Source organism: Candidatus Portiera aleyrodidarum (assembly GCF_902713745.1).
Taxonomy (GTDB): domain Bacteria; phylum Pseudomonadota; class Gammaproteobacteria; order Johnevansiales; family Johnevansiaceae; genus Portiera; species Portiera aleyrodidarum_D.
The window spans coordinates 96,574-117,651 of record NZ_CACTJB010000002.1 but is presented as its reverse complement, the minus strand read 5'-3'; the positions used below and the strand labels follow the sequence as shown (position 1 = coordinate 117,651).

At 26.7% G+C, this 21,078-nt stretch carries 8 protein-coding genes, 1 tRNA gene and 1 pseudogene; 8 read left to right on the top strand and 2 right to left on the bottom strand.

The features are described from left to right. Positions 1–33: 33 nt before the first annotated feature. A pseudogene (locus tag H7S46_RS01100) lies at positions 34–1,497 on the bottom strand (Rne/Rng family ribonuclease); the annotation flags it as partial. Between the two features lie 98 nt (positions 1,498–1,595). Between H7S46_RS01100 and H7S46_RS01095 the strand changes: the two are divergent. The 4 genes from H7S46_RS01095 (at position 1,596) to H7S46_RS01080 (ending at position 6,639) form a co-directional block, all read left to right on the top strand. Next, positions 1,596–2,546: an RluA family pseudouridine synthase gene (locus H7S46_RS01095; protein WP_183042994.1), complete on the top strand. Its 951-nt coding sequence runs from the start codon at positions 1,596–1,598 to the stop codon at positions 2,544–2,546. 10 nt (positions 2,547–2,556) lie between these two features. Then, entirely contained in the window at positions 2,557–2,721 is a 165-nt protein-coding gene (gene rpmF, locus H7S46_RS01090; protein WP_183042993.1) for a 50S ribosomal protein L32, read from the top strand. Positions 2,722–2,735: 14 nt separating this feature from the next. Continuing rightward, complete coding sequence (gene acpP / locus H7S46_RS01085; protein WP_183042992.1) at positions 2,736–2,975, top strand: acyl carrier protein; 240 nt, start codon at positions 2,736–2,738, stop codon at positions 2,973–2,975. Positions 2,976–4,911: 1,936 nt separating this feature from the next. Continuing rightward, a complete protein-coding gene (locus H7S46_RS01080; RefSeq protein WP_416354235.1) occupies positions 4,912–6,639 on the top strand; it encodes a 2-isopropylmalate synthase in 1,728 nt (575 codons plus the stop codon). Between the two features lie 6,045 nt (positions 6,640–12,684). On the opposite strand, the gene H7S46_RS01075 is transcribed toward H7S46_RS01080, so the two are convergent. Then, positions 12,685–12,894, bottom strand: a complete 210-nt coding sequence (locus H7S46_RS01075; RefSeq protein WP_183042991.1) for a cold-shock protein — start codon at positions 12,892–12,894, stop codon at positions 12,685–12,687. Between the two features lie 271 nt (positions 12,895–13,165). On the opposite strand from H7S46_RS01075, the gene aroC reads away from it, so the two are divergent. The 4 genes from aroC to secA all read left to right on the top strand — a co-directional run bounded on the left by aroC (position 13,166) and on the right by secA (position 20,994). Beyond that, on the top strand, positions 13,166–14,257 hold the full coding sequence (aroC, locus tag H7S46_RS01070; protein ID WP_183042990.1) for a chorismate synthase: 1,092 nt from the start codon (positions 13,166–13,168) through the stop codon (positions 14,255–14,257). Continuing rightward, positions 14,254–15,660 (top strand): 3-isopropylmalate dehydratase large subunit, encoded by a 1,407-nt coding sequence (gene leuC / locus H7S46_RS01065; protein WP_183042989.1) that lies wholly within the window; start codon positions 14,254–14,256, stop codon positions 15,658–15,660. The genes aroC and leuC overlap by 4 nt, the downstream gene beginning before the upstream one ends. Positions 15,661–18,479: 2,819 nt before the next feature. Further along, positions 18,480–18,554: transfer RNA gene (locus H7S46_RS01060), tRNA-Arg, on the top strand. A gap of 19 nt (positions 18,555–18,573) precedes the next feature. Further along, positions 18,574–20,994 carry a preprotein translocase subunit SecA gene (secA, locus tag H7S46_RS01055; protein WP_183042988.1) on the top strand — a complete coding sequence of 807 codons (2,421 nt, stop codon included), beginning with the start codon at positions 18,574–18,576 and terminating at the stop codon, positions 20,992–20,994. The last annotated feature ends 84 nt before the right edge of the window (positions 20,995–21,078 follow it).

The following is a 21,078-nucleotide window of genomic DNA, read 5'->3' as shown; positions in this document are numbered from 1 at the left end:
AATATTATTATTCTTACTATATTTTTCTCCAAATATTTGATCAGAACGTAATCTTTCTACTGCGTAATGAGGGCTTTCCATGTCAGGCTCTGGAATAATATTAATTTTTACATTTTGTCTTAATTCTATCTTCACTATAATATTTCTTTTTTCATTTAATAAATAAGTGGCAATTGACACAGGTAAAATAGCTCTTATTTTTGAGCTATTATTTTTCATAGCCTCTTCTTCTATCAAACGTAATATAGAAAGAGATAAAGAACTAACATCACGTATTGTACCTTGACCATTACATCTTGGACATACTATGCCACTAGTTTCCCGCAAAGAAGGGCGTAATCTTTGCCTTGACATTTCCATTAAACCAAACCTTGAAATACGACATAATTGAATGCGCGCACGATCTAGTTTTATGGATGTACGAATTCTATTTTCTACTTCTCTTTGGTTTAGTGTCAAAGACATATCAATGAAATCAATAACTACTAATCCACCAATATCACGCAATCTTAATTGTCTACCAATTTCCTCAGCTGCTTCTAAATTTGTTTGCAAAGCTGTTTCTTCTATGTCATCCCCTCTAGTAGCACGCGCTGAATTAATATCAATTGATACTAAAGCTTCTGTAGTGTCTATAAAAATTGACCCACCTGATGGTAATTTAACTTCCCGTTGAAAAGCAGTTGCAATCTGAGATTCAATATGATATTTAGTAAAAAGAGGAAGTTCTTCTTTATAGAGTTTAATTTTGTTTTTATAATTAGGAACAACCTGTTGAATAAAATTAAGAGCATCATTATAAACATATACACTATCTATTAAAACCTCGCATATATCTTGTCTTAAATAATCACGCATTGCACGAATAATAACGTTAGATTCTCTATATACTAAAAATGGAGCTGATCTTTTATTTGCTTCTTCGATAATTGCTTCCCAAACTTGAATTAAATAATTTAAATCACATTGTAAATCTTTACTTGAACGTCCTATGCCTGCTGTTCTAACTATTATTCCCATATTCTTAGGTATAAATAGATTATTTATAGCTTCTTTTATTTGACATCTATCTGAACCAGTTATTCGCCTCGAAATACCACAAGATCTGGGATTATTAGGCATTAACACTAAAAATCTACCTGCTAAACTTATAAAAGTTGTTAAAGCAGCGCCTTTATTACTACGTTCTTCTTTATTAACTTGCACTATTAGCTCTTGGCCTTCTTTAAGTAAGACTCTAACATTAGAATAACAATCGTTTAATAAATATTCCTTAGAAATTTCTTTAATAGGTAAAAAACCATGTCTCTCTGCTCCAAAATCAACAAAAGCTGCCTCTAAGCTAGGTTCTATTCTCACAATTTTGGCGCGGTATATATTAGATTTTCTTTGTTCTTTATTGCAAAATTCAATATCTAAATCATATAATACTTGACCATCAACCAGCGCAACTCTTAATTCTTCTGGTTGGGTCGCATTAATAAGAATTCGTTTCATTTATAAGTTTACTTTTTATCCTAGTTTTTGTTAATATGTTTTTTAGATTAAAAGATAACGTAACGCTAAAGAAATATTTGAGCAATTAAAGATAAATAATGAATAATTTAAAACAATACAAACTAATAATTTATAACCACATAAATAAAAGATTAGATAATTATTTAATAAAAACTTTTAAAGGCATACCAACTAATTTAATTTATCGTCTTATAAGAAAAGGAATTATAAAAATAAATAATAAAACAGTTAAAGCTAAAAATAAATTAAAAAAAGGTGATAAAATTAGAATTCCTTTATTATATAATAATAAAGTAAAAAAACAAATAAATATAAATGAAACATTAAAAAACTTTTTAAGTAATAAAATTATTTATGAATCTAATGATTGGTTTATAATTAACAAACCTTCTGGTTTTTCTGTTCATAGCGGTTGTCAGGTTAATTTTGGTTTAATTGAAGCTTTAAAATTAATTAGAAAAGATATTAATGTTATTTCATTAGTTCATCGCATTGATAAAATTACTTCGGGATGTTTATTAATCGCTAAATCTATAAAATTTTTGCTTTATATTAATTTAGCATTTAAAAAAAAATATATAGAAAAATGTTATTTAGCTTTAGTTGAAGGTACGTGGCCAATAAATTTTACATATGTTTCCGCTCCAATTAAGAAATATAAAATTAATATAAATGGAGAACATTATAATACAGTTAAGAAAAAAGGTAAACCATCATATAGTTTTTTTGAGATTTGTAAAAAATTTACTGGATTTACATTAATAAAAATTTTTCCAATTACAGGCAGAATGCATCAAATACGGATTCACACTGCATATTTAGGACATCCAATATTAGGAGATGAAAAATATGGAAGTAAAATTGGTAAAAAGTTTTATTATTTTTTTAAATTAAAAAGAATGTTTTTACATTCTTATTATATAAGATTTCCAGACGTTAATAGTGGACATTTTATTCAAATTAAAACAAAACTTAATAAAGAACTTAAATTAGTATTAATTAGAGCAAATAAATATATAATGTGTTAAGGAAAAAATAATGGCAGTTCAAAAAAACAAAAAAACTCGTTCTAAAAGAGGCATGCGGCGCTCACATTCTGCATTATTATTACCTACTTTAAATAAAGAAAAAACAACTGGCACTATCCATCGTAGGCATTATATATCCTCAGATGGGTTTTATAGAGGTAAAAAAATATTGTAAGGTAATTTAATTTTATGTATGATTTTAAAAAAAAAATTAAATCAATAGTATCAAGAAAATTAAATATCAATCCTCAAATTATTAAAACCAATTCTTTATTTATTGAAGAATTAGGTGCAGATTCACTTGATATAATAGAAATCATAATGACTTTAGAAGAAGAATTTAAAATTGAAATTAAGGAGGAACAATCAAAAAATATAAAAACGGTACAAGATATTATTAATTATATTAAACTTCTTTTCATTAAATAAACACATAACTTTTATTTTTATAAACAAGCTTCTTATCTAATATTCGAAATTAATAATGCTTTGTTAAAATATTGAAATGCTTTACTTTTCGTTACTTTAATATGATTTTTTATTTCTTTTAAATTTATTATTCTTACTTACATCTATAAAAAACAGATATAAAATAACACAACTTATATTATATTAAACCACAACTAAACACATAACATAATAACTAACACCAATAACAAAACTAAACTTATATTACACAAAGTTAAGTTAAGTTAATCCAATAACACCACAACTTAATGTAAAAAACTAAACATTACACAACACCACAAGTTAAGCTAAGTTAAAACAACTTACATTAATTTAACACACTTCACTTCACTTCAACTTAACTTAACCTTAACCTTAAACTTAAACTTGTTTTACATTAACCTAACTTAATGTAATGTGGTGTAATGTAATGTAATGTAATGTAATTTAATTTATATTATATTAATTTAATCAAAAAACAAACACCTCAATCCAAAAAATCAAAAACAAACCAAAACATAACAACTAAACTTATCAAAACAAAACTTACAAAAAAAAACATTATATTAACTTAACTTGAAATAACTTAACCTTACAAAAAAAAACATTACAAAGCATTAACTCAACTTAACTTACACTAATAACACCACATTACAACTTAATGTAAACTTACAAAGCATTAAAACAAAATACATTAACTTAAACCAAACCATTACACTAAACACAAACTAACTTAACAACATCTCAACAACACAAAGCAAACTTAAACTTATATTAATTTAATACAAACCACAAAAACTTAACACCTCAAAACAAAAACAATCCAAAAGACTTCAAAACATAACATAACATAACATAACATAACATAACAACACAACTTATATTAATACATTACAAAAACATTACACCAAAAACAAAATACACATAACAAACTTAACACACTTCACAACAACATTAAATCACACCATTACATAACACTAATTTAAACCATTACAACACACTTCAAAGCAACTTAAAGCAAAGCAAAGCAACTTAAAACAAAAACAATTTAAAACCCAAACTCATATTAACTTAATGTAATGTAATGTAATTTATATTAATTTAAACCATTACAACTCAAACCAAACCAACATTACACATTTCATCTCAAAGCAACTCAACTCATAACACCACACCACAACTAAACCTAAACCTCAAATCAAAAACAACACAACTTAAAATAAATTTTATTAACTTAAAGCAACTCAAAACTTAATACAACTTACACTAACTTAAATCCAAAACAGACCAACTCAAACATACCACACTAACTTAAATTAAAACAAATTAGTGTAAATTAACTTAACTTAACTTAACCTAAACTAAACTAAAACACTTCATATCAAAACAATTTAAATTAAAACACTTCAAATCATATCAAGTCAAAACAAAAAAAGTCAAAACATAACATAACATAAAACAAATTAAAACAACATAACATAAAACACTTCAAAAACAAAAAAAGTCAAAACAATTTAATTTAAAACACTTCAAAACATATCAAGTCAAAAAAAGTCAAATCAAGTCAATTTAAATCAAAACAACTTAAAACATATCAAAACAATTTAATTTAATTTAAAACAACCTTAACCTTACAAAGCATAGCACAACACATATCATAACAACTTAAACAACACAACAAATAACAACACACTTCATCTCAACACAATACAACACATCTTCATCTCAACACAATTTAACACAACTTATATTAAACAACACAACCCCTTACAAACAAAAAACACTACACTAACTTTAAAAACTTACAACACACTTCAACACACTACAAAAACAAACCATTACAACTCAATCACAACTTATTTTTAAATTCAATTTAACAATAACCTTTCAATTCAAAAACTACAGTTACACACAAATAATGCTACGTCCTCTCATAAACAAGCAAATGCAACAGAGTATGCTTATCACAACAACAAATTTAATAGGAATTACTATGTTTTTTTATCATAAAAAATATTGTTCTTTAACGGTTTGTCCTAAACTTAAACAAAGAAATTGGATTAATAAAAAAATCAGTAAATCACCAATTTGGGTTAGTGAAGATTTAAGAGATGGTAATCAGTCTTTAATTGAACCAATGAATGTTGAACAAAAAAAAAACTTATGGACATTATTAATTAATGTTGGTTTAAAAGAAATTATGGTAGGATTTCCTTCTGCGAGCAAAGCTGATTTTGATTTTGTAAGATGGTTAATTACAAATAAACAAATTCCTGAAGATGTTACTATTGCTGTATTAACACAAGCCAGAAAACATTTAATTCAATGTACTTTCGAGTCTCTTTTTGGTATAAAGAACGCTATAATACATTACTATAATTCAACTTCTCCAATTCAAAGGGATCGTGTATTTAAAGTAAATAAAGAAGGGATATTAGAAATAGCAGCCAAAGGAGCAACTTATATTTTGCAACAAACTAAAACTTTTTCTAACGGAGTTTGGATAATCGAGTATACTCCAGAAAGTTTTTCTAACACAGAATTTGATTTTTCTTTAATTGTTTGTGACATAGTGATTGATATTTTGGGCCCCAAAAACATATATAAAGTTATATTAAATTTACCTACAACTGTTGATTCGGCAAGTCCTCACATTTATGCGGATCAAATAGAATATTTTAGTAAAACTATAAGCAAAAGAGATAAAGTTATAATATCAGTTCATACTCACAATGACAGAGGAGCAGCGGCTACATCAGCTGAATTAGCCATTTTAGCAGGAGCTAAACGAGTAGAATGCACGTTGTTAGGTAATGGTGAACGCACAGGTAATCTGGATTTGATTACCTTAGCTATGAATTTATATAGCCAGGGTATAGAACCAAAAATTGATTTAACATGTCCAGAAGAACTAATAGAAATTGTTACAAAATGCACTAAGATACCAATTCATCCGCGACATCCTTGGATAGGGAGCTTAGTATTTACTGCTTTTTCTGGCAGTCATCAAGATGCCATACGCAAATCATTAAAAAAACAAAAAAATAATGAAATATGGCAAGTAGCTTATTTGCCGATAGATCCCAAAGATATAGGACGTAATTATAAATCTGTTATTAGACTTAACAGTCAATCAGGTAAAGGAGGAATGGCTTTTTTACTTGAAAGAGATTTTAAAATTAAATTACCACGTTGGACGCTTAATCCTTTAGCACATTTAGTTCAAAAAGAAAGTGATAAAAAAATGTTAGAGTTATCTAGTTATGAAATTTATAATATATTGAAAAATAACTTTTTTTTAGAGAAACCATTAAATTTATTGAATTATATTTTTTTTAAAACTAAAAACACGTTAAACATATTTAGTAAAAATCAAGTTAATTATAAAATATATTCTTCAAAAATAATAATTGAGTATAAACCTAAACCTATAATGTTAAAATTTATTAGTTCTTGGAAGTTTCACAGAATTAAATTAATAAATTATTACATACAAAAAATCAATAATTATTATATAGCGTTTATTAAAATTAAAATTAAGGAAACAAACTTAATTGGAACAGCTATAGATTTAGAAAAGTTTTCAGTTTATTTTAAATCAATTTTATCAGCTTTAAATAAATATATTTATCTGCGAATTAAATAAATTAACTTTACTTAAAGCAACTTAAAGCAAAGCAAAGCAAAGCAAAGTAACCTAACTTAAATTCAACAAACAACACATAACACCTCCAAACTAAACTAAACTAAACCATTACAACTTAAAATAAAAACCAAACCCAACTTAACTTAACTTAACCCAACTTATATTAAAACCAACCCAACCCAACCCAAACTAAACTAAACTAACCCAACTTATATTAAAACCAACCCAACTTTAAAATAACTTAACTTAACTTAACCCAAACTAAACTAGTCTAAACTAAAAACTTAACTAACTTAATACAATACAAAATAACTTAAAATACACAAACAGACCAGACCAGACCATTACAAACCACAAAAGACCTCAAACAAACTCCATTACATTACATAACACCACACTTCAACTTATATTACATTAAGTTAATGTAATCCATTACAAATCCAAAATCAATCCAAAACAAACTACACATTACACTTCATTAACTAATCCATTAACTTACATTACACACCACAAACAAATTAAACAAACAAACTAAACTATTACAAACCACACATAACTAACTTAAAATAACACAATACAACATTTAACACAACTTAAATTAAAACAAAAAACTTATATTAAAAAAAACAACATTACAAACCAAAACAATTTAATGTAAAAAAAACCACAAAAACAAAAACAACACTTCAATTCAAACCACATTAATTTAAATTACAAAAAAACAATTACATTAATATAAATTAAATTACATTACATTACATTACATTACAATCCATTACATTACAAAGCATTAACTTAACTTAACCTAACCTAAACTAAAACACTTCATATCAAAACAATTTAAATTAAAACACTTCAAATCATATCAAGTCAAAACAAAAAAAGTCAAAACATAACATAACATAAAACAAATTAAAACAACATAACATAAAACAATTTAAAACAACTTAAAACAATTTAAAACAACCTTACACAACCCCTAACCTTACATTAAATTAAATTGAAATAACTTAACACAAATTAAAACAAAGCATAACATAACATAACATAACAACACATAACATAACATAACATAACAACATTACTTAAAACAACATAACATTACAACACAACCCACTACACATAACTAACTTAATCCAATAAACAATACACCACAACATTTAAAAACTAAACTTATATTAAACAAACCAAAACCACATTACAAAGCACTACACCAAACCACAAAGCATTACAAACCACATTAACCTAACCTACACTAACTTACACAACACTACACAACACTAATACAAACAAACTTATATTACACCACATTAACTTAACATAACACCACTAAACTATTACAAATTAAACCATTACACAACAACACACCACCCCACAAAACAAACATACCACACCACATAACAACACTTACAACAAATTAAACTAACTAAACTAAACTATTACAAACCACACCATTAAATGTAAAACCAATTTAATTTAAAAACAATCAAATAAAAGAACAAATCAAAAACATTACATTACATTACAAAACTTACAAAAGAAAAGACTTCAAACTAAACCATTAAACTACACCACTAAACTAAACAAAACTAAACATACCACAACACAACAACTAAATTCAACTTATATTACACTAACAAAATACCAATACCCAAACAATTAAAACTTAAACACAAAAACAAACTACACTAATACAACTCAACAACAACTCAACTCAACTCAACTTAACTTAACTTAAATTAAATTAACTTAAATTAGTGTAAATTAACACATAACAAAATAACACATAACAAACTTAACACACTTCAAAAACAATTCAAAACAACTTAAAACAAAACAAAACAAAACAAAACAATTTAAAACAAATCATTTCAAAACAATTTAATTTAAAACATTTCAAATACAAATAAAAAACAAATAAAATAACAGAACATAACACTTCAAAACACTTCAGAACAGAACATAACATAACATAACAACTTAAAACAACAACACAAACCAAAGCATAAACCATTACAACAAATAACAACACATAACATAACATTACATTACATAACATAACACTTCATCACACTCAAACTCAAAGCCAAAGCAACACAATACAATACAACATATAACAACTTAAAAAAACCACAACAAATAACAACACATAAAAAAACATAACATAACATATCATATCATAACATAACACTTCATCTCATCACACTTCAACACATTACAACTCAAATACAACTTAAATTATATTAAACAACACATAACATAAAATAACATATCATAACATAACACTTCATCTCATCACACTTCAACACAATTTAAATAAAATCAAATAACAGAACACTTCAAAACACTTCAGAACAGAACAGAACAGAACAGAACACAACACAACACAACAACTTACAACACTAATACACTTCACTTCAACACATAAAAGAAAATAACATAACATAACACTTCATCTCATCACACTTCAACACAACATTACACAACTTAAACAACAGAACAGAACACTTCAAAACATATCATTACACAACACCACAACTTATATCAACTTAAAAAAATTTAAAACACTTCAAAAACATATCAAATCAAAACAAAACAATTTAAATCATTTCAAAACACTTCAAAACATATCAAAACAATTCAACTTAAAAAAAAACAATTTAAATCAAAACATAACAACATAACATAACATAACATAACATAACTTAAAACAAAACAAAACAAAACAAAACAAAACAATCAAAACAAATACAAATAAAATAAAAGAACACAACAGAACACAACACTTCAAAACACTTCAGAACATAACAGAACAGAACAAATCATTACAAATAAAAACAATTCGTTTCAAAACATATCAAATCATATCATTACATTACAACTTAACTTAAAACAACTTAAAACACTTCAAAACATAAAAGAAAATAACAGAACACAACAGAACAGAACACTTCAAAACACTTCAGAACACTTCAGAACAGAACAGAACAGAACAAATAAAATAAAAACACTTCAAAACATAACATAACATAACATAACATATCAATTTAATTTAAAACAATTTAAAACACTTCAAAACAAATACAAATAAAAAACAAAGAAAAGAACAGAACATATCATATCATTACATAACAACTTAATTTAAATCAACTTACATTAAATCGTATCGTATCGTATCGTTTCAAAACACATCAATTCAAATCAAACATTAAACAACTTAATCAAAACCACATAACATAACATTAAACCATAACACCACATTAAAATACACCACAAATGACTTCAAAGCATTACAAAACATCACAACTTATTACAAAAACACTTCAAAACAATCAAATCAATTCAAAAGACTTCAATTCAATTCAACAACAATTCAAACTTAATACAAACTTACAAAACATTACAACACACTAATAACAACTTACCTTACACTAACTTAAAACAAAACCACACCACACTACACTACACTACACTAACTTAACCTAACTTGAATTGTTTTACAAAACAAAATACACAAACAAACACACTACACAACACATAACTAATACAACACAACTTAATACAAACCATAACACATTAAACCAATCAACACATAACAACACAAAGCAAATAATAGCAACTTAAAACATCTCATCTCAACTCAAAAGAAAAGAAAAGAAAACTCAAACTCAATACAAACTCAAAGAAAAAAAACTCCCCAACAAAGCATAACACACCTCAAAACAAAAGACCTCAATGAGTAAAAACATAACCCTTAACAACTAAACCTCAATTAAAACACATAACATAACATTACATTACATCACATAACAATTTTATATTATATTAAAGCATAACTAAACCTCAACAACACAAAACATAACACAAAAACATAACTTAAACAACACCTCAAACCAAAAATCCAAAGCAATTCAAAAAGCAAATCATAACACCTCAAGCAAATCCATTTAAAACACACAATCCATAACAACACAACATTAATTTAATACATTACAAATCCAAAAAACAAACCAATCAATTCAAATTCAAACCACAAAGCATTAACTAAACCTAACTTACAAAACAACACACTAAACTATACATTAACTTAATACAACTTAACCTTATATTACACTACACATAACTAATCCTAAACAACTAAACTTAATTTAATGTAAACAAAAAAAACATTACAAAAAAAATCCAACATTAACTTAAAACAAAATACATTACAACTCTTACACAAAATACACTAACTTAAACAACATTACATTACACCACATTACATACATAACCCAACCCCTCACTAACTCTTCTCTTACCTCTACTCAAAGTTTCTACCTCTCTGTACTGTGCCTCACTTACCTTAGCTGTTCCACATCACACAGCTGAAAGAAAAATTAAAAAAAATAATAAATAAATTAGTTATTTAAACTGTCATTGCTTTACTATTAATGCTGTAAGTTTTCGTTGCTTTATGCTTTAAATTTCGTTTATTTTACCTATGATATTTTAGTTATCTTTGTTGTGCTGCTGTTGCTTTTGAATGACTTTACTTTTAGTTGCAGTCTGTGCTTTTTTTTTTGCTGTTGTTTTTCGTTACTATGTTGTTTTGATTTTAATTTCATGTAAGGTTGAACACATAATTGAGTAGCTTTGATTGTGTTGAGATGTTGTTGAGTTTAGTTGAATTGGTTTGTATTGTATTAAGTTGGTATGCTTTGGATTTTTGGTTTGAGGTGTTGTTTAAGTTATGTTATGTTGTGTAATGTTTTGGATTTGTAATGTGCTAGGTGTTGTTTTGGTGTGTTTTATTTTTTGAGGTTTAGTTATGTAATGTTTGTAATTTGGATTAATATAATTTAGTGTGTTGCTTTGGATAAGTTTGATTTTGAGGTGCTTTAATTTATTTTAATATATGTTGTTGTGTTCTGTTCTTTGATTTGAAGTGTTATGTAATGCTTTGTGTTGCTTTGGATTTTTGGTTTGAGGTTCTGTGCTTTGTTTGTTGGATTTGATATGCGTTTAGTTTAAGTTGTGTTGGATTTTATTTTTTGAGTTGATGCTTTGTATTGTTTTTTGGTGAGGTGTTATGTTTGGTTTTGGAGTTGTGTTAATGAGGTGTGGTGTTATGTTTTGGATTTTAGTTTTGTAATGGTGTGTTTTGATTGTTTTAAATTATTTTGTAATGGTTTGGATTAAGTTGTTTTAATGTGTTTTAAATGGTTTACATTAACTTAATGTTGTGTTGTTATGTTATGTTATGTGTTAATTAAAGTTAGTGTAATGTAAGTTGTTATGTGGTGTATTGTTTATTGGATTGAGTTGTGTTAAGTTTTGATAAGTGTAGTGTTTTTTTTGGTGCTGTGCTTTTGTGTTTTATTGCTTTAAGTTTAGTTGTATTAAGTTTGAGTAATGTTTTGAAGTGTTTTGTAAGTTGAAGTGTGTGGTGTTGTGTAATGGTTTGCTTTAAGTTTTTTAAAGTTATTTGAGGTACTATATTGATATTGACTGTGCTTTGATGATACTACTGAGTTACAAAGTAATGTTATGTATTTGATTGTTTTAAGTTAAGTTATTTTATTTTATTTGTTTTTGTTTTTGTTTTGTGCTTAAATTTTCTTTTGACTTGTTGCTCTTGAGTTCCTTTCCTAAGCTGTGACTTTTTGTTCTGCGCTTTGATGTGATGTTTTGTAATGTGTTGTTGAATTTGAATGCTATGCTGTTTGTTTGATTTGTGTTGTGTTGATATGATTTGAAACGTTCTGTTATGTTATTTGTTGTTGATATGTTCTGAAGTGAAGTGTTGATATGATTTGAATTGAGGTGTTCTTTTTGTTCTAAATAAAATGTTTGCTATTTAATATTATACGTTGTTGCATTGTGTTTATTCTTGTTTGTGGGTACTTTATTTCTGTTTTGCTGTGTTGTGTTATGTTATTATGACTTTTGTTTTTTTTCATATGTTAGTCTATAATAGGCTCTTAGTGTGATGTACATGTTTAAAAGAGGGAGTGTGGGGGTTTTGTTTGTTTAGGTTGTACGTTTCTTAATTTAATTTAATTTTTAATTATCAAGGATTTTTATAGACGCAGCTTGAAGGCCCTTTTTACCTTGAGTTACTTCAAAGGAAACTTTTTGACCATCTTGAAGTGACTTAAAACCATCAGCTTGTATTTCCGAAAAATGAGCAAATAAATCTCCTCCACCATCATCTGGTGAAATAAAACCATAACCTTTAGTGTCATTAAACCATTTAACAGTACCAGTTGCCATTTATATTTCCTTACATACCTAAAAAATTAAGATAAGATTATCAGTTTACAACACAACAAAGCTGTTAAATTGCATTAATAAATTAACAAAAAATAAATACTAAAACACATACAATAACATAACATCTAAATCTAATAATTAAAAGAAGATGTTAATTATTAATTATAAGAATTATGTTGTATATAAGTCAATAGTTTTATTTGATAATGTTTATTATGTTATTTGTGATAAAATATATTTTTATTAAAAATTATTCAAAAGGTAAATATTTATGTCGGGTAATACCTTTGGTAAGTTATTTACAATTACTACATTTGGTGAAAGTCATGGTTCTGCATTAGGTGCTATTATAGATGGGTGTCCTCCGGGGTTAGAAATAAGTGAAAAATATATTCAAAACCATTTGAACGTTAGAAAACCAGGTGGTTCTAAATATACTACTCAACGCAGAGAACCAGACAAAGTTAAAATATTATCAGGTATGTTTAAAGGAATTACTACAGGCACCCCAATTGGTTTGTTAATAAAAAATACAGATCAACGTTCAAAAGACTATAATACAATAAAACACCATTTTCGACCTTCTCATGCAGATTATACTTACTATAAAAAATATGGCATTAGAGATTATAGAGGTGGGGGCAGATCAAGTGCTAGAGAGACTGTAATGCGCGTAGCTGCAGGTGCAATAGCAAAAAAATATCTTAGCAAATTTAATATTTTTATACGTGGTTATATTAGTCAAATAGGATCAATTAAATTGCCTTTTATAAATTGGAATTTAGTATATAAAAATCCTTTTTTTTGTGCAGATCCAAAAAAAATAACTTATTTAGAAAAATATCTGCAAAGATTACAACGTGATAAAGATTCCATTGGTGCTAAACTTACAATAATTGCAGATGGATTACCTGTTGGATTAGGTGAACCAGTTTTTGATAAATTAGACGCAGAATTATCTCATGCTTTAATGGGCATTAACGCAGTTAAAGGTATAGAAATAGGTTCGGGTTTTTTATCTATCAATCAAAGAGGTAGTGAACATAGAGACGAAATAAAAAATAAAAAATTTATCTCTAACAATTCAGGAGGAGTATTAGGAGGTATTTCTAATGGCCAATCCTTGCTTATAAATTTATGCCTTAAACCAACTTCTAGCATTACTATACCTGGAAATACTCTTGATATTCATGGTAATTCAATTGAAGTAATAACAAAAGGACGCCATGATCCTTGTGTTGGTCTTAGAGCTATACCTATTGCAGAAGCCATGGTAGCATTAACTTTAATGGATCATTTATTAAGAAATCGGGCTCAAAATTTTGCTGTAAAAGTTAAAAATATAATAGGAGCAAACAAATGATAGGACAAACGCTTTATGATAAACTTTGGTCTTCTCATCTAATAAAATGTCGGAAAGATGGAACATCATTAATTTATATAGATCGTCATTTATTACATGAAGTCACTTCACCTCAAGCCTTTGAAAATTTACGTTTAACTAATCGAAAACTTTGGCGAGTTGATACAAACATCGCGACTGTTGATCACAATGTACCAACTAAATTAGAAGAACGGATAAATGGTCTTAATGATGAACTTGCTCGTATTCAAGTGAAAATGTTAAAAAAAAATTGTAAAGACTTTTCAATTAAGAAATTTTTTAATATACAAGATGTAAGACAAGGTATTGTTCATGTAATAGGGCCGGAAAATGGTGCAACTTTGCCTGGAATGACAATTGTATGTGGAGATTCTCATACTTCAACACATGGGGCTTTTGCTGCTTTAGCTTATGGAATTGGTACATCGGAAGTGGAGCATGTTTTAGCCACACAATGTTTATTACAACGCAAATTAAAAACTCTGAATGTTTGTATTGAAGGTAATTTATCAGACAACGTTTCAGCTAAAGATTTAATCTTGTCTATAATAAAAATTATAGGTATAGATGGAGGTACAGGATATGCACTGGAATTTACAGGAAGTACTATTAAAACATTATCTATGGAAGGAAGGATGACAGTGTGTAATATGGCAATTGAAGCAGGAGCAAAAGTTGGGTTAATTGCAGCAGATCAAACTACAATTAATTATTTACATGGACGTGCTTTAGTTCCTAACATTTACTGGACAAATGCAATAACAAAATGGAATAACTTATTTTCCGATTGTGATGCTACCTTTGATAAATCTATAAAAATAAATGCAAAAAATATTGAACCTCAGGTTAGCTGGGGAACACAACCTGATATGGTTGTTGGAATAAATGGTAAAATACCTAATCCTAAAGATTTTAATAAATATAATCGTAATAATATAGAACTAGCTTTAAAATATATGGGCTTAAAATCAGAACAAAAAATAGTAGATATTAAAATTGATCGTATTTTTATAGGATCATGTACTAACTCCAGAATTGAAGATTTACGTGCTGCCGCTAAAATTGTTAGAAACAAGCATATTTCTGCAAATATTAAGCATGCGATGGTAGTACCTGGTTCAGGGCTAGTAAAAATTCAAGCTGAATTAGAAGGATTGGATGAAATTTTTATTTCTGCTGGTTTTGAATGGCGAGAATCAGGTTGTTCAATGTGTTTAGCTATGAATGCTGATAAACTTCAATTTGGTGAAAGATGTGCGTCCACATCGAACAGAAATTTTGAAAGCCGTCAAGGCTATGGTGGAAGAACTCATTTAGTAAGTCCTGCTATGGCAGCTGCTGCTGCAATAGCCGGTCATTTTATTGATGTCCGTTATCTTTAAGTTTAATATAACTAACCAGTACAAACAAACCAAAACATAACAACTTATAACATAATATTACATTACACAACTAAATTTAATACAAAATAAATTAAATTAACACATAACATAACATAACAACACCTCATAACTCAACAACAACAAAGTAACTCAACTTACAAAACATTAACTAACTTAAACCAACTTAAAAAAACTAAACAACACAAACAATTTAAAACCATTACAACTTAAAGCAACTTAACTAACACAACTTAACATTACATAACAACTTAACTTAATCCAAAACAACCACAACAAAAACAAACCAACTTACACTACACAAACTACAACACACTAATTTACACAACATTAATGTAATGTAATTTAAATTAATTTAATTGTTTTTTTGTAATTTAAACCAATCAAAAACAAACCATTACAAAAACAATCCAAAACAACTTATTACATTACACAAATCCAAAAAATAAAAAAAACAAAAACCTCAATACATACAAACCATTACACCTCAAACCAAAAACCCAAAGCATAACAACTTAATACAAAGCAACATAACAACTTACATTACATTAATGTAAACCAACTTATATTTTATTAACTTAAACCAATACAAACCACACTAAACCATTACACCTCAATTAAAACAATTTAAACCAATCAACTTAAAGAAAAATACCTCAACACATTACAAAACACACTAAAAAAACTCATATCAACGTAACTCAACAACAATCAAAAACAACACATAATACAACACCTCAACACAAACTAACACAAGTCAACTCAACAACAACTTAATACAAAGCACTGCACCTCAAAACAAAAACAATCCAAAACAACAACACAAAGCATAACACCTACACTTATATTAATCCATTACAACTCAAAACATTACATAACACATTACACTTAAAAAACTAAACTTAACACACTAACTCAACTCATTACAAAACTATAAACCACAACTTAACCTTACACAACATTAACTTAAAGCAAATTACAAAACATTACAACAACAACACAAAGCATAACACAAACTTATATTTTATTAATCCATTACAAACCAATCCAAAACATATCATTACAACACCTCAATCCAAAGCAACTCATCTCAACAACACAAATGACATATTTATATTAAAACATTACAACTAAAACACTTTAAAACAAAATATAATAACTAAATCCAACACAAACCATTACACCACAACTCAAAAGAAAAGAACAACACCTTAAAGTAACTCAATTTAAATTACACTAACTTAAAATAACACAACATTAATCCAAAAAACACCAAACACTTCAAAACACTTCAACTTATTACACAACATTAACTTAAATTAACTTACAACACACTTCAAAGCAACACAAATTAACACACTAATCCTAAACAAAAAACTAAAACAACTTACAAAGCATTAACTTATATTATATTAACTTAACCTAACCTTACAAAGCATTACACTAACAAAATAAAATACCCAAACTTAAAAACAAAAACAAACTACACTAAACAAACTTAAAACAAAACAAAACAAAACAAAACAAAACAAATTAAATTAACACAACACATAACATAACATAACATAACAACATTACATTTTACACTAACTTAAAATAACACAACATTACAAAACATTACATTAACTTATTACAAACCATAATGTAAACCATTATCCTAAACATTAAACCACTACAATTACATTACACTACACTTATATTAAACCATTACAAAGCAACTTAAGTTAATCCAAAACATAACAACTTATATTAATCAAATACAAACCATTAATGTAAACCACAAAACAATTCAAAAAATAAAACCCAACACATTACAACTTACACACCATTACATCTCATTACAAACCACCACATTAACTTAACTTAATACACCTCTAACAACTTATTACACTAACTTACAACAACTTACATTAACACATAACATAACAACACAACACAACACAACATTAATCCAAAACATAACACATTACATTACACAAAATACACATAACTAACTTAAAACAAAATAACACACTTCAATACAACTTAAAATAACACAAAGCACCTCAATCAAACCAAAAAACAAACCCAAACACAATCCAAAAAAAAAACAAAACAAAAAATCACATCTTACTTATATTACATTAACTTACACCACTAAACTATTACAAACCACCCCACATTACATTACCTTCTATTACAGTACAGCATAGCATTTTCAAAACATAAATTAAGAAACGTACAACCTAAACAAACAAAACCCCCACACTCCCTCTTTTAAACATGTACATCACACTAAGAGCCTATTATAGACTAACATATGAAAAAAAACAAAAGTCATAATAACATAACACAACACAGCAAAACAGAAATAAAGTACCCACAAACAAGAATAAACACAATGCAACAACGTATAATATTAAATAGCAAACATTTTATTTAGAACAAAAAGAACACCTCAATTCAAATCATATCAACACTTCACTTCAGAACATATCAACAACAAATAACATAACAGAACGTTTCAAATCATATCAACACAACACAAATCAAACAAACAGCATAGCATTCAAATTCAACAACACATTACAAAACATCACATCAAAGCGCAGAACAAAAAGTCACAGCTTAGGAAAGGAACTCAAGAGCAACAAGTCAAAAGAAAATTTAAGCACAAAAAGCAAAACATAACAAACTCAACCCAAACAACATTTACTTTAGCAATACCCTAAAATAAACCAACAAGAACACATAGTTAATTAAATTCTGTTAAATAAAAAAACAAAAAAATATCCAGTTATTGTTTTCTTATATAACGCACCGCGTCTGTAGCTCAAAATGGATAGAGCTTTACTTTCCGAAAGTAAAGGTTATGGGTTCAACTCCCTTCAGACGCAATATATTTTATAATACAATATGTTAATAAGAAAATTTTATAATAAAAATAATCGTGAAATTAAACGAATAAGTAATATTGTTTATATAATAAATGATTTAGAAAATTATTTTGCTTCACTTGATAATAATACATTAAGAGTTAAAACAATAGAATTTCGTAAAAGAATAATAAAAGGTGATTTACTTGATATGTTATTACCCGAAGCATTTTGTACTATTAGAGAAGCTAGTAAACGTATCATTGGTATGCGTCATTTTGATGTTCAACTAATAGGAGGAATAGTTTTACATAAGGGTATTATTTCTGAAATGAAAACTGGAGAAGGTAAAACTATTGTAGGAACTTTACCTACATATTTAAATGCATTAACAGGTCTTGGTGTACATGTAATAACAATAAATGAATTTTTAGCAAAAAGAGATTCAACTAATATGCGCCCCTTATTTGAATTTCTTGGTTTAAGCATTAAAAATATTTATGCTGAACAAAGACTAAAAGAAAAAATAGCCGCGTATAAAGCGGATATTACATATGGACATAATAATGAATATGGTTTTGATTATTTACGCAATCATATGGTTTATGACATTAAAGAAAAATTTCAAAGAAAACTTAATTTTGCTTTGATTGATGAAATAGATTCTATTTTGATAGACGAGACTCGTACCCCATTAATTATTTCAGGACACACATATGAATGCACTACAATATATTATATAATAAAAAATATAGCAAAAAAATTAATTCGAAACAAAAATACGAAATATAAACATGAAAAATGCGATTTTATTTTAGATGAAAAACATAAACAAGTTGAATTAACAGAACAAGGACACAAATTTATAGAATGTATTTTAAAAGCAAAAAAAATAATAAAAAAAAATGATTCTCTTTATTCAGTAAAAAATATAGATTTAATAAAAAAAATAAAAGCAGCTTTATTAGCACTTTATTTATTTAAAATAAATGTTGATTATATTATTATAAATAATGAAGTAATTATAGTAGATGAAAATACAGGACGTATTATGCAAGGAAAAAGATGGTCGTATGGATTACATCAAGCTATCGAAGCTAAAGAAGGAGTAAATATAAAAAATGAAAGTAATACTTTAGCATATATTACTTTACAAAATTATTTTAGACTGTATACTACAGTGACAGGTATGACAGGTACAGCATTTACTTCAGTAAATGAATTTAATAAAATTTATAATTTAGATGTTATAGTTATTCCAACAAACAAGCCAATAATACGTAAAGATATGAATGATTTAATGTTTTATTCAAAAAAAGAAAAAATTGAAGCTATTATTAAAGATATAAAAAACAAATTTTATAAAGGTCGTCCAGTCTTATTGGGTACGACTTCGATTAAAAATTCCGAATATATTTCTGAATTATTAAAACAACAAAAAATTTCACACAATATACTTAATGCAAAAAATCATTATAATGAAGCTAATATAATTGCTCAAGCTGGTCATTTTAGCACAATTACGATAGCGACTAATATGGCAGGGAGAGGTACAGACATAAAATTAGGGGGAAAACAAAAACACAACACAACATTGAGTAAAAACTTGGTAATAATTTCTGGGGGTTTACATGTTATTGGAGCAGAGCGCAATGACTCTAGAAGAATAGATAATCAATTAAGAGGACGTTCTGGCCGTCAAGGAGATCCAGGATCAACTAGGTTTTTTATTTGTTTAGAAGACAAGTTAATGAGGTTATTTGGTTTAAAAAAAATAAAAAAAATGAGTCAGATTTTAGGATTATCTTATGATGAAGCTATCTCACATAAATTAGTTAAAAAAGTAATAGAACAAGCTCAAAAAAAAGTTGAAATTCATGATTATAACATTCGTAACCAAATCTTAAAATATGAGAAAATTTCAAATTATCATAGAAAAATTATATACTCTAAAAGAGATACAATATTATTTAATTATAATATTTCTGAATATATAAAATTTATTAGGAATGAAGTAATTTTTAAAATTGTATATGATTATAAAAAAACTTATAATATTAATAAGTTATTAAAAAATATAAAAACAATATTAAATATAAATTTATATGATTGGATAAAAATAAAAACAAATCAATATATGCTATCTTCAAAAAGGGGATATATTTTTCTCTTTAAAAAAATAAAAGATAAATATAAAACTAATTATGTTTATAATTGTAAAAAATTCGGTAAACAAAGAATAAAAGAATTTGAAAAAAATACTTTATTACAAGTGTTTGATATAAGATGGAAAGAACATTTGCAAAATATGGATTATATTATGAAAAGTATTCAACTTAGGGGTTATATATTTAAAGATCCTTTTGAAGAATATAAAAGAGAAGCATATAGATTATTTAAAGCTTTAATTATTAATCTTAAAGTTGATGTAGTCAGTGTGCTTAGTCAGTATAAATTTTAATTTAGTAATAGTTTTATTTTGGTTTATCCTATCCTATCCTTTCCTTAGCATTATCATTATCATTAGTGTTAGTAAAAGTTTAGT

What these genes read in the sequence shown, in the direction of transcription:
- leuC (WP_183042989.1), top strand. Translation starts at nt 14,254, where the DNA reads ATGATAGGACAAACGCTTTATGATAAACTTTGGTCTTCTCATCTAATA.
- H7S46_RS01095 (WP_183042994.1), top strand. Translation starts at nt 1,596, where the DNA reads ATGAATAATTTAAAACAATACAAACTAATAATTTATAACCACATAAAT.
- acpP (WP_183042992.1), top strand. Translation starts at nt 2,736, where the DNA reads ATGTATGATTTTAAAAAAAAAATTAAATCAATAGTATCAAGAAAATTA.
- rpmF (WP_183042993.1), top strand. Translation starts at nt 2,557, where the DNA reads ATGGCAGTTCAAAAAAACAAAAAAACTCGTTCTAAAAGAGGCATGCGG.
- aroC (WP_183042990.1), top strand. Translation starts at nt 13,166, where the DNA reads ATGTCGGGTAATACCTTTGGTAAGTTATTTACAATTACTACATTTGGT.
- H7S46_RS01080 (WP_416354235.1), top strand. Translation starts at nt 4,912, where the DNA reads ATGCTACGTCCTCTCATAAACAAGCAAATGCAACAGAGTATGCTTATC.
- secA (WP_183042988.1), top strand. Translation starts at nt 18,574, where the DNA reads ATGTTAATAAGAAAATTTTATAATAAAAATAATCGTGAAATTAAACGA.
- H7S46_RS01075 (WP_183042991.1), bottom strand. Translation starts at nt 12,894, where the DNA reads ATGGCAACTGGTACTGTTAAATGGTTTAATGACACTAAAGGTTATGGT.